Source organism: Lacticaseibacillus manihotivorans DSM 13343 = JCM 12514 (assembly GCF_001435035.1).
Classification (GTDB): domain Bacteria; phylum Bacillota; class Bacilli; order Lactobacillales; family Lactobacillaceae; genus Lacticaseibacillus; species Lacticaseibacillus manihotivorans.
On sequence record NZ_AZEU01000197.1, the window covers coordinates 1 to 12,644 of the forward strand.

The following is a 12,644-nucleotide window of genomic DNA, read 5'->3' on the forward strand; positions in this document are numbered from 1 at the left end:
GACCGGCCAGATGCGATTTCATGTCCCAAATACCGAGGTGAATAATCCAGGTTTATTATGCAGTGAACGGATTTGGTAACCCGTTTTTCTCTTTATCTGCAGAAGCCAGCGCCCACTCTTGGGCCACTTTTGCTTCCGCGTCAGGCGAGGCATACATCTGCAACTTATAATCGATTTCTGCTAAACTACGCGCAATTTCTTGTTGCTTGGCCACCACAACTTCTCGATGAGCAGCTAATAATGCTTGGCGATCCTTAGCCGTTGTCGGTCCTGCCATCACCAACTCGATATACCGTCGAATATCCGCGATTTTCATCCCCGTATTTTTCAAGCATACAATCGTATGCAATAAGGCCAAATCACCATCGGTAAACGCCCGATAACCAGAGCTGTCCCGCGCCACAAAAGGCAATAAACCGGCTTTATCGTAAAAGCGTAACGTGGAAATCGCCAAGCCCGTTTTTTTAGCTACGGTTTGAATCGAATACGCCATGTAAAATTCCTCCTTGCCCTAAAGTATGGTTTAGGGTTTATCCTCATGATAATAACCGAACCGGAGGACACATGCAATGTCAGAACTCACTTTAGTCACAGGTGGCAATGGCTTTTTAGCCTTACACATCATTCAACAACTTTTGGCAAACGATCACCCTGTCCGCGCAACTTTACGCAATTTGAATAAAGCTGACGCGGTACGCCAAACACTAGCAGCGACAGGCGTTTCAATCAAGCACCTCAGCTTTGTGCAAGCGGATCTTTTAAATGACGCAGATTGGCCTCAAGCGATGCAAGGTGTTACTCATGTTATGAGCGTGGCCGCGCCTGTGTTCGTCAACGGCGAAACCACCACAGATGAAATGAATCAAACCGCAAAAAACGGCACCTTGCGTATTTTGAAAGCGGCAGAAGTTGCTGGGGTCAAACGCGTGATCATGACTGCAAACTTTGGCGCCGTCGGGTTTTCTAATCATTCGACGCGACCAACGACGGAAGCGGACTGGACCGATCCTAATGAACCTGGGTTATCAGATTACGAACGCTCCAAACTTTTAGCAGAACGTGCCGCTTGGGCCTTTGCACGTGAAGAACACTTAGATTTCGCTACCGTTGCCGCCGGTGCCATGTTAGGCAAGCCATTGGATGAACATGTGTCTGGGAGTTTTGGTTTGGTCAACCAACTACTTGATGGCTCAAGCAAATTCATCCCTGACATTGAATTTGTGATTTCAAATGTCGCAGATGTGGCCAATGCACATGTCCGAGCTTTATTTACACCAGCAGCTTCCGACCAACGCTTCTTAGCCACAAATGGGGCGATCACCTTACCACAAATCGCCGACTTGATCCGCAATCAACGCCCTGCACTGGCAACTAAATTACCACACCATATTTTACCGGCTTGGGTAATTCGCTTAGCTGCGCCGTTTAATGCCCAAGCGCGCAATGGAAAACTGTTCTTGTCGATCAATCACCATCCTTCCACACAAAACGCCCAACAACGCTTAGGGTGGCAAGCACAACATAGCGTCACCGAAACGATTTTGGCAACCGTTGATGCTTTACAGGACTAGCCATTTGCCACAACCACTCCAATTTGCTATGCTACTTTCAAGGTCAATACAATTCTGCCGCCGGGCAGGCACCACCTCCATATCCTTTAGGCTAAATAGGATATGGAAGTGGTGCATTTTTTATTTTTAGGAGGAAATTAATATGGCATGGCTCTATTTAACGATTGCAGGCATTTTTGAAGTGGTGTGGGCCACCTTCATGAAAATGAGCAATGGATTCCACAAACTCAACTTCACGATCCTCACCATTATTGGCATGATCATCAGCTTTGTCTGCTTAGCTGAAGCGACACGCCGTTTGCCGATGAGCTTGGCTTATCCGATTTGGACTGGGATCGGTGCAGTCGGCTCGATCATTGTCGGGGTGATTTTTTTCGGGGATCACATCAGTCCGATCACTTGGGTGTTTGTCGGTTGTTTACTGATCGGGATCATCGGCATCAAATTCACCAGCCACTAAAAAATGGCAACCTCCTGTTTTCAAGAAGGTTGCCATTTTCAATTAGGCGATGATCAATAATGACTTAATCGCCTCACGTTGATCCATCGCTTCATAAGCTTTTTGGACATCATCGAGCTTAAAGCGCTTGGTGAACACGCGGCCGGGATGAATTTCACCTTTCAACACCGCGTCGAGTAACACGTTGCGGTCATAAGTAGTGACACTGGCAATCCCACCACGTAAGCCGACGTTGGTCCAAAATGGCGTCGCATTAGCATCAGTGGCTTCTTGTGGCACACCGACACGACCGACAACAGCACCTGGGCGTGCACATTTGATTGCAGTATCAACGGATAAGGCTGTCCCGACGCATTCCAATACAGCGTCAGCACCGCCATCAGTCATTTCAACGACTTTGGCGATGGCTTCATCCCCGCGTTCAGCAATAATATCTGTCGCACCGAACGCTTTGGCCAAGGCTTGACGATCTGCGTGCCGGCTCATCGCAATGATTCGCTTGGCGCCCATTAACTTAGCGGCAATCACACCGCATAAGCCAACGGCACCATCGCCCATCACCACAACAGTATCGCCAGGCTTCACTTCCGCGCTGGCAGCGGCATGATAACCAGTTGCCATCACATCCGACAAGGCTAAAAGATCATTGAGTTGATCATCGGTATAGTCTTCTGGCTGACCAGGAATTTTCACTAATGACCAGTCGGCTTCAGTAAAGCGCACATATTCGCCTTGAAAACCGCTGCTACCTTGTTCTTTGGCATTCAAGCAGTTGCCTTCAAAGCCAGCGCGACAAGCAGCACAATGCCCACACCCATGGGTAAAAGGTAAAATCACAAAGTCCCCTGGCGCCACATGAGTCACCGCAGAACCGACTGATTCAACGATCCCGATGGCTTCATGACCAACGACAGAACCGGCTTCACGCTTGGATAATCCGCGGAACCACCACAAATCCGAGCCACAAACACAAGCACGGATGATTTTGATCACCGCATCATTTGGTTGTTCAATGGTAGGTTTTTCAAATTCTTTGACTGCGACGTGACCCGGTTTTTCAAAGACGACGGTTTTCATGTTGAACTCCTTTTTGTTTGACTGCAACGACGGGTGCTGGCATGAGCCACCCCAGTAGCGTGATCATCACACCAACAGCGCCAACTAAAATGATCGTATTCATGCAAACACCTCCTTCAATAAATTCAGCATACAACCTTGGAGCGACACCAAGGCAAGGAAAAATCGAAACTTTTTGGCCTAAACCACGAAAAAACGCCGATCAAGAATTCTGACCGACGTTTCACGTGAAACGGTAACACTAAATCAGATTGAACAGCAACGCTCCGATCGTCCCGCCAACAAACGGACCCAGTACTGGAACCCAGGCATAACCCCAGTCCGAATCCCCTTTGCCAGCAATCGGCAGCACCGCATGCGCAACCCGCGGCCCGAGGTCACGCGCCGGGTTGATGGCATAACCGGTGGTGCCACCAAGCGAAAATCCGATCGCGGTGATCAAAGCCCCTACGCCAATCGGGGCCAAACCTTCCGTCCACTGACCCTTGGTGAAAGCTAGCAGCATGAATACCAAGACCAATGTCCCTAGCGCTTCAGAAAAGAAGTTAGCCAGTGGTTTGCGAATCGCCGGGCCGGTAGCAAAGGTCCCAAGAATCGCGGCAGAATCTGACGTCGCCTGCCAGTGCGGCAGATATTGCAGCCAAACCAATACCGCCCCAACAAAGCCACCTAACATCTGAGCAACGATGAACGGCACCACGCCTGCCCATGGGAAGTGACCGCTGATTGCAAAGGCCAACGTCACCGCCGGGTTCAAGTGCGCTGGGCCAAGGAAGGCTGAAGCGTAAACTCCAAGTGTCACTGCTAGACCCCAGCCCAGCGCGATGGCGAGCCACCCAGCTCCTTGGGCCTTAGATTTGTTCAAGGACACTCCAGCTACGACCCCGTCACCTAAAATTACCAAAATCAGTGTGCCGATAAATTCACCTAACGCCTGTGTCATCACGGTGTTCGTCATGCGGTCACCGTTCCTTTCAATGCCGTCAGCTGGCTTTCGGCAATGGTTTGATCCAGCTGAGTCGTCATGGCCGCCTTCGTATCCGCATCCCAGTCCAGCAGCTGGGCCATTTCGTCAATCACGGGCTGCTTCAACTGTGCCAAGCTCTCCGCATGGAACAAAACGGCATTGGTGCGCCGCAACAGATAGTCCACCGGCGTCAGGGTCATTTCCTCATTTACTGAGTAACGCAGCGAAATGGTTTCCTTCAAGGACAACCCAGGCACTACGCCGGCCCCAGCATACGTCACGACTCGGCCAGTGTTGCTGCCGAAGCGGTTGGCCAAGTCAGCTGCATCTGCTTCTGGAATGCCGGCGTCCTGGGCAATGCGAGTGTAGAACTTTAATGTGTCCTCAACGTTGGTGGGGTCAAAATGGCCCCCAGACACCTGCAGCTTTTTGCTGTCAATGTCTTTGACGTTTTGGTCAAACTGCTCAGCTAAAATCTGACGGATCAAGGCCAAAGCACCAGCCGCCATTTTGCGATAGTCAGTGATTTTCCCACCGGACAACGTCACCATACCATCTGCTTCGGTTTCAAGACTAGAGCCGCGAGAAACTTGAGACGGCTTCAGCGTGTCTTCCGCATGCGCCGTTTTGAGCTTGCTGATGGCTTGCTCAACTTCCGCACGCGTCGCCTGTTGGTCTTCATAATCGTTGACGGTTTGAATCAAATGATCAAAGCTGGCATCTGACACCTTGCCGGCATTGGCACCACCGCCGTTGTAATCAGAGCTCCCGTTGGCTGCAATCAGTGGCCGCAGTCCGACCCAGCTGGCCTCGATATCAGCCAAGGTGATGTTGGCTTTCGGATAGCGGTTGTTGATAGCTGCCAACAGATAATCCGTATCGGCTTGGGTGACTGTCGGGTGCGCATAGTCGCCGGTGAAGTCTGTATCAGTGGTGCCAAAATAAGTTTTGCCTTCACGTGGTACTACGAAAATCATCCGACCATCATGCACCCCTGAATCAAAATAAGTCGGCTGCGGTACGCTGAGCTTGGCAGCATCGATCACAAGGTGCACGCCTTTGGTTGGGCGCAACATTGGTTGGTGATCGAGTTTATCATCTACTGCGCGCAACTTGTCCACCCAAGGGCCTGTGGTGTTGATCACGACTTTAGCGTGAATTTCGAAAACTTCTCCACTCAAGGTATCCTTGGCCTTGATACCGATGGCTCGGCCCGTGTCGTCATGCAACACGCCGACTGCGGCCACGCGGCTAGCTACCAAGGCCCCTAACTCTGCGGCTTCCTTGATGTTTTCGATCACCAAGCGCGCATCGTTATTCACGAAGTCCAGGTACACCCCGCCGCCAAGCAGGTTGGTACTTTTAAGCCCAGGCTCGCGCTGAAGCACTTCTTTTTTGTCGATCGTGTAATTGGCGTACTGAGTCCCATCAACGCCGGCCAACTGATCGTATAAGTCCATTGCGATTTTCACGGAAAACATGTCGTAGGTTGCTTCTGGCTCAGCGTAAATCGGCATCAGCATCGGGAAAGGCCGAGGAATGTGTGGCGCAATGCCTTGCACCACGGCGCGCTCTTTGACCGTGTCGCTCACCACCCCGACATCAAACGTTTTCAAGTAACGAATCCCGCCGTGCACCAGTTTGGTCGAGCGCGAGGACGTCCCTTCCGCAAAGTCCTGCATCTCGATCAAGCCGGTTTTAATGCCACTAGCGGCGGCTTGGATCGCCACCCCAGCACCGGTGATCCCGCCACCGATGATGAGCAAGTCCATTGGAATCTGCTTGAGTTGCGTGATAGTCTGTTGACGTGTTGCTGTTGATAATGCCATTATGAGTTCCTCCTTTGTGAATCCTTATTCGCTTAGTCTGTGGTCGGCGCAAACGCGATCGTCGCCGCGATTGCCCGTTGCCAGCCCGTATATAACTTGGTGCGCCGAGTTGCTTCCATATTCGGTTCAAAGCGCTTACCGACGCCGGTCAGTTGCTTCAGCTCATCAGTGTCTCGCCAAAATCCTACCGCCAGCCCTGCCAAAAAGGCTGCACCCATTGCGGTGGTTTCTAGATTTGCTGCGCGTTCAACTGGCGTGCCCAAGATATCCGCCTGAAATTGCATCAGAAAATCGTTTTTCGCTGCGCCGCCGTCGACGCGTAAAGCTGGAATGGGGATGTTGGTGTCTTGAATCATCGTTTCCACGACATCGCGGCTTTGGTATGCCAATGACTGCAAGGTGGCCTTGATGAAGTCGTTGCGTGTGGTACCGCGCGTGAGGCCAAACACCGCCCCGCGGGCATCAGACTCCCAGTATGGCGCCCCTAACCCGGTAAACGCCGGCACCACATACACTTCATCTTGGCTAGTCGAGTCCTTGGCTGCCTGCTCTGAGTCTGGTGCTGACTGCACTAACTCCATTGCGTCGCGCAGCCACTGAATCGCACTACCCGCCACGAACACTGATCCTTCCAAAGCGTAGGTGACCTTACCGTTGATCCCGTAACCGATGGTGGTCAACAAGTTGTGCGTCGACATGGTCGGTGTTTCCCCAGTGTTCATGACGATAAACGAGCCGGTGCCATACGTGTTTTTCACCATCCCAGGCGCTAGCGCCAGTTGGCCAAACAAGGCGCTTTGCTGATCCCCGGCCATTCCAGAAATCGGGACGCTACTGCCGTAAAAATGGTACGCCGCCGTTTGCCCATATACCTCTGAGTTGCTGCGAACCTCTGGCAACATCGCCTTGGGAATGTTCAAAATGCGTAAAATTTCGTCATCCCACTGCAGTGTGTGAATGTTAAACAGCATCGTGCGGCTTGCATTGGTGTAATCCGTCACGTGAATTGCCCCACCAGACAATTTCCAACTGATCCAGGTGTCGATCGTGCCGAACATCAACTCACCATTTTCGGCACGTTCCTGCGCCCCTGGTACCTGATCGAGAATCCAGCGAATCTTAGTGGCTGAAAAGTAGGCGTCGATCAAAAGTCCAGTGTGCGCGTGAATCAGCTCGCTGTGGCCGTCCGCCTTCAGTTTCTCGGCAATCGGGCTGGTTTGCCGCGACTGCCACACCACCGCGTTATAAATCGGTAATCCGGTTTGCTTGTCCCACACCACCGTGGTTTCACGTTGATTGGTGATGCCAACCCCGGCAATTTGGCGTGGCTGAATGCCGCTGTTAATGAAGGCGGTTGCAATTGTAGACAAAACCGCATTCCAAATCTCGTTGGCATTGTGTTCCACCCACCCAGGCTGTGGAAAATATTGCGGAAATTCCCGTTGCGCGTCAGCCACGATCGTCCCAGCGTGGTCAATGATCAACGCCCGCGTACTGGTTGTACCCTCGTCAATGGCGAGGACGTATTGTTGATCTGCCATCTATATTCCTCCTTGTGAATAATCTTTTGGTATGGCTTCATGATAACGGTTACAATTCAAGAGGTAAACCGATTGGGCGCAATTCTAATAATTAAATTGTTTATGTTTTTATTTTGCACCATGTAAATAAGTCGTGATTAGCCCCTCGGTACGTTTTTATTTTGTTAGAAAGTCATGAGAATAATTAGATAACATATGTCTAGTCATTGGGGTCTCGTTAACGAAACCGGTCGCCTGCTGATTCAGCAACGACTCCGTTCCACGCCATTGTTTCGACCACGCAAAAAACCGGCAAGCATTGCAGCTTACCGGTTTTGGTAATGGGTGATTAGAAAATCGACCTTTTTAAAAATATTTCACGCGGGACTTATTGTGCAGTTTCGGCATGCGCTGAGGCCACAGTATTATGCAAGCCGACAAACATCGTCCATACCCCATAAACAACGATCAGTGCTGCCAAGACCATCAAAGCGATCCTGCCAAATGACGCAATGCGACTGATGCCATAAATCAGCACCCCTAAGCCGATCGCCATACCGCCACGCCATTCTTGACGCGTGCCTTGATCGAGCATGAAGGCATGATAAGCTGAAACTGCTTGTTCATCGTCTCCGGTCAGCGTCCCTACGCGATATAATACACGGCGACCGAGTTTGCGGGTGAACACGGTACTAACCTCAGGATCGGCATCAACACCTACCACTTGTAGCGTTGATGCTGGCGTTTTGGCCATTTTTTCAAAATGATGCCAAGAACCATGAACACTAGTCAATTGATAACCACGCTTGGCCCAGCGTTGTAAATACTGTTGTTCTTTCGTCAAATCGTTGCGCAACAAGTGATAACTCAGCATATTATTCCTCCACTAATGGGTACACAGCACCTAATAACCCGGCATTGTTTCGCAAACCTGCGGCGACAACTTTGCCTAACACGAGCTGTTTGACGCGATTTAAACTGGTGTGACGGGCTAACAGTTCATCGAGTTGGGCCTGCAAGTCTTCGATGAATTGATTATTGGCAGAAATCCCGCCGCCGATCAAAATCAACTCAGGATCTAACGTCGATAATAAATTACAGCACATGATTCCCACATCCACTAAGAAATCATGATAAATCGGCGTTGCGATCGGATCGCTTTGATGCGCGAGAGCAATGATCTGCCGCGCATCAACGACTTCATCAGCATCATGGTCAACTTGTTTCAAGCTGGCATTATAGCGACGGACTAACCCTGAAACTACGGCCGCGTGGAAATTCAAAGAACTGGCTTCAAGATCATCGGTCCAATCGATATCATGCGTCACATTCCAGCCGATTTCACCTGCCATCCCGTGAGCGCCGCGGAAGACTTCCCCGTTGATCACGATGCCACCACCGATGCCTGTGCCTAGTGCCAACAACAGATAGTCTTTGACGCCTTGAGCTGCGCCAAGCCAGGCTTCTGCAATGGTAGCAGCGTTGGCATCATTTTCCACATGGACAGGTAAACCGGTCGCCTTAGAGACGAGTTCACCTAATGGACATTCGTATAAACAATCGATCGCCCCACCAGTAATCATATACCCATCGCGTTGGACGATACCAGGCACACTGATACCAATCGCTTGTGGTTGTTGATCGGCGTATGTGTTAACCACATTAGTTAAAACGCCTAACAATTCATCGCGATCATTTGGCGTAGGCACAGCGTCATGCGCCAAGATTTCTCCTTTTGCACTTAACAACCCATATTTGATGGTCGTGCCGCCAATATCAAAACTGACGTAATTACGCATAATTGCTTCCCTTCTGACAATAAAAGCCCGCAGTGCGGGCTTTTACCATTTAACGATAATCTGGGGTGACATCTGACAAGTCTTCACCGTTGGTCGCGATGACATGTTGGAACCAGTAGAACGAATCTTTCTTCGAACGCGCTAAGGTCCCATTACCGTCATCATCTTTATCGACATAGATCATCCCGTAACGTTTGGACATTTGCCCAGTACCGGCACTGACCAAATCGATAAAGCCCCAAGGCGTGTAGCCCATCAAATCAACACCATCAACGGCGACTGCAAGCTTCATTTGTTCGATGTGATCACGCAAGTAGCTGATGCGATAATCATCATGGATATGACCATTGGCGTCAAGTTTGTCCACCGCGCCAAAACCATTTTCAACAATGAACAATCGCAAACGGAAACAATCAGTAAACCAGTTCATGGCATAGCGTAAGCCCATCGGATCGATTTGCCAACCCCATTCAGAAATCGGTACCGTTTCGTTTCTAACTTGATCGACGGATTCTTCATATTTGAAGGAATCTGGCTCGTTCTTTTTAGCGTGCACAGTGTTTGACATATAATAAGAAAATCCGATATAGTCCACTTTACCCGACTGCAAAACGTCGCGATCTTCCAAGGTGATATCCAAATCAAAACCAGCATTTTCTTGATACTTCGTCAACCATGCTGGGTAATAGCCAGTTGCTTGCACTTCAGCAAACCAATAGCGGGCTTGCATCGCGCGTTCTGCTTTAAAGACATCGCGTGGATCTGGGCTAGCAGGATACAAAGGCACCATAGCGATCATGGCCCCGATTTGAAAATCCGGGTTGATTTGATGGCCGATTTGGACGGCTAAAGCAGAGGCAACACATTCATAGTGCGCGGCTTGATACATGACCGCTTCAGCATTTTCACCAGGCGCAACTTTAACGCCAGAGTTGGTGAACAAAGCAAATGAGCCAGAATATTCCGCTTGGTTGTTGATCTCGTTAAAGGTCATCCAATATTTCACTTTGTCTTTGTAGCGTTCGAACACCGTGGTGGCAAAGTTGACAAAGAATTGGATCACTTTGCGATTGCGCCAACCGCCGTATTCTTTAACCAGGTGATAAGGCATTTCAAAGTGAGACAAGGTGATCACGGGCTGAATGCCTTTGGCTAACAAGGCATCGAATAAATCATCATAGAACTTTAAACCGGCTTCATTTGGTTCAGCCTCATCCCCATTAGGGTAGATCCGCGTCCAAGCAATGGAGGTACGGAAGCAATTGAGGCCGAGTTCTGCAAACAAATCGACATCGCTTTTGTACTGATGATAAAAATCGATTCCTTCATGGTTCGGGTAATTTTCACCAGGCTTGACGCCATCGGTGATCCGCCGTTCCACGCCGTTCGCGCCGGCAGTCATCACATCGGCAACACTAACGCCTTTGCCGCCTGCTTGCCAGCCACCTTCTAGCTGGTGGGCAGCGACCGCGCCGCCCCATAAGAAGTCTTTTCTCAATTGTGACATCACTAAACTCCAATCCTTGTGTCAATAAAGGCGAAATCCCCAGCAGGCGGGGGAAATCCTCCTGCGTGGTATTTCGCCTCAATGTTTTTACAAATTACTTAGCAGCTTCTGCTTGTTCTTCAGCCAAGCGTTGTTGTTCTTGAGAGAATAACATGTTGTCTTGGCGACGAACGAATGGCAAGTAGACGAAGAAGGTCATGACGAGCATCAACGCTTGCCACAAAGCAGTACGCCAGCCACCAACTAAGAAACCAGAAATAATTGGTGGGGTAGTCCAAGGCACATACACACCATTGAACAGCGGAATAATGCCGATCTTGATGGCCAAATAAGTCAGACCCATGGAAAGCATTGGGGTGAGCATAAATGGCAAAAGCATCATTGGGTTCAACACAATTGGTGCCCCGAACAAAATTGGTTCGTTAATGTTGAACAAAGCAGGCACGATTTCCAATTTCCCTAAGGACTTCATTTGTTCAGACTTGGCAAACCACAGCATGTAAACAACCATCCCAATGGTGATCCCGGCACCAGTAACAGTCCCGAATTGATCAAGCAAAGCCTGGGTGAAAATGTGACCACCAGCAGCTTGCGTCAAGTTGCCAGCATGGAACAATTTCGCGTTTTCAGTCCCGTTGGAAAGTAAGATGGCAGTCATGATCCCAGAAACGATTGAGGAACCATGAACCCCAAAGAACCACAGGAACGAAATCAAAAGTGGCACGATCAAGGCCCCACCGAAGGAATCAGTGATCCCTTGCAGTGGTGTTTGAATCACGTTGTAGATGAATTGCAACATGGAAGTATGAGCAAAATGATCAAATGCCATGTAAACTAACATCCAGCCGGTGACCAACACAGCTGCTGGGATCAAGGCGATAAACGAGTTGGCCACGTTAGCAGGCACTTGTTCAGGCAACTTGATCGTAATGTTATGGGTAACAAACCAGGAATAGATCCAGCCAGTGATCAAACCAATGATGATCGCGGCGACCATCCCTTTACCAGCTAACCAAGAAGTATCGATAAAGCCGGTTAAGTGAGAAACATTTTTAACTAAAACTTTGCCAGTGCCATCAACGATCGGGGCCGTTGGTTGAAGAACGACCAAGAAACTGATCAAAGCGGTGATCCCGGCTGGCATCGGCGCGATGTGCTCATTATGTGCCCATTCATACGCGATCCCAGTAACGGCGATCAATGACATGACGTTAAAGGAGAAGTTCGTGGCCTGGTTGAAATAAGGAACCAACCCGGTACTGTTCATCCAAGCTGCCCAAGATTCGACAGGCAAGGAGGATAAGATCAAGAACACCGACCCAATAATGATGAAAGGAATGGTGTAGATCATCCCGTCTTTCAACGCGACGATGATCTTACTGTTGGTGAACTTCATGACTTTTGGCAACAATTTGTTGTTAATGTAGTCATTCATATTATTCACTCCAATATATTAATTGCGGCTGCCAGCGCCCACACGCTAGCAGGATAAAAAGTTGATCTGGGCCCAAGTAAGTTGCGTATCTGGGGGATACACACTAATCATGATTACATGTTACATTGTATGCGCTCGCGAGAATTCTGTATACGTTTTCTAAGCATTGAGAAACACGTGAACAATCAAAAAACATGTTACGCTCGCGTAACATGTTCCATGTGGTCAGGACAAATTCGGTTTTAGTTGGGTGATCTTGGTTCAGGTAAAAAGCGTCCATGTTCTTCTCAACCGTGATCACTCGACTTATACGTGAACAACATTGAATCGCCGATATAATGCCAGTCCAATCACACCCCAAAATCATCACGTTTGACTGCGTTCGGTGTCTAGTTTATGAGCGATCATTTCAATTAAATAAACAACGCAAATTGCAAGAACAAGTTAGCCACCCCATGGCACGACACCGTGAGATGAAC

Annotated in this window: 12 protein-coding genes; 2 read left to right on the forward strand and 10 right to left on the reverse strand. The window is 49.5% G+C overall.

From position 1 onward, the window contains the following. Window positions 1-55: 55 nt before the first annotated feature. Window positions 56-493, reverse strand: coding sequence for a MerR family transcriptional regulator (locus tag FD01_RS10865; RefSeq protein ID WP_054718232.1), 438 nt, complete (start codon window positions 491-493; stop codon window positions 56-58). A gap of 76 nt (window positions 494-569) precedes the next feature. Between FD01_RS10865 and FD01_RS10870 the strand changes: the two genes are divergently transcribed. Continuing rightward, the gene (locus tag FD01_RS10870) at window positions 570-1,571 is read left to right on the forward strand and encodes an NAD-dependent epimerase/dehydratase family protein (RefSeq protein WP_054718229.1); all 1,002 of its coding nucleotides are present in this window, start codon (window positions 570-572) and stop codon (window positions 1,569-1,571) included. A gap of 142 nt (window positions 1,572-1,713) precedes the next feature. Further along, window positions 1,714-2,031, forward strand: coding sequence for a DMT family transporter (locus tag FD01_RS10875; protein ID WP_054718227.1), 318 nt, complete (start codon window positions 1,714-1,716; stop codon window positions 2,029-2,031). A 42-nt stretch (window positions 2,032-2,073) separates the two neighbouring features. On the opposite strand, the gene FD01_RS10880 is transcribed toward FD01_RS10875, so the two are convergent. The 9 genes from FD01_RS10880 to FD01_RS10915 form a co-directional block, all read right to left on the reverse strand. Then, window positions 2,074-3,108, reverse strand: coding sequence for a zinc-dependent alcohol dehydrogenase family protein (locus tag FD01_RS10880; protein ID WP_054718224.1), 1,035 nt, complete (start codon window positions 3,106-3,108; stop codon window positions 2,074-2,076). Further along, on the reverse strand, window positions 3,089-3,211 hold the full coding sequence (locus FD01_RS16865; RefSeq protein WP_263862586.1) for a hypothetical protein: 123 nt from the start codon (window positions 3,209-3,211) through the stop codon (window positions 3,089-3,091). Before FD01_RS16865 ends, FD01_RS10880 begins: the two co-directional genes overlap by 20 nt. 138 nt (window positions 3,212-3,349) lie before the next feature. Continuing rightward, window positions 3,350-4,054 carry an MIP/aquaporin family protein gene (locus FD01_RS10885; RefSeq protein ID WP_082611855.1) on the reverse strand — a complete coding sequence of 235 codons (705 nt, stop codon included), beginning with the start codon at window positions 4,052-4,054 and terminating at the stop codon, window positions 3,350-3,352. Between the two features lie 8 nt (window positions 4,055-4,062). Then, window positions 4,063-5,904: a type 1 glycerol-3-phosphate oxidase gene (gene glpO / locus FD01_RS10890; protein WP_056964278.1), complete on the reverse strand. Its 1,842-nt coding sequence runs from the start codon at window positions 5,902-5,904 to the stop codon at window positions 4,063-4,065. 32 nt (window positions 5,905-5,936) lie between these two features. Continuing rightward, window positions 5,937-7,445, reverse strand: a complete 1,509-nt coding sequence (gene glpK / locus FD01_RS10895) for a glycerol kinase GlpK (RefSeq protein ID WP_056964280.1) — start codon at window positions 7,443-7,445, stop codon at window positions 5,937-5,939. A gap of 367 nt (window positions 7,446-7,812) precedes the next feature. Then, window positions 7,813-8,298, reverse strand: a complete 486-nt coding sequence (locus FD01_RS10900; protein ID WP_054718221.1) for a hypothetical protein — start codon at window positions 8,296-8,298, stop codon at window positions 7,813-7,815. 1 nt (window position 8,299) lies between these two features. Continuing rightward, window positions 8,300-9,223, reverse strand: coding sequence for an ROK family protein (locus FD01_RS10905; RefSeq protein ID WP_054718218.1), 924 nt, complete (start codon window positions 9,221-9,223; stop codon window positions 8,300-8,302). A gap of 49 nt (window positions 9,224-9,272) precedes the next feature. Next, window positions 9,273-10,730, reverse strand: coding sequence for a 6-phospho-beta-glucosidase (locus tag FD01_RS10910; RefSeq protein WP_056964282.1), 1,458 nt, complete (start codon window positions 10,728-10,730; stop codon window positions 9,273-9,275). A gap of 94 nt (window positions 10,731-10,824) precedes the next feature. After that, a complete protein-coding gene (locus FD01_RS10915) occupies window positions 10,825-12,165 on the reverse strand; it encodes a PTS sugar transporter subunit IIC (protein ID WP_056964284.1) in 1,341 nt (446 codons plus the stop codon). Window positions 12,166-12,644: the final 479 nt, after the last annotated feature.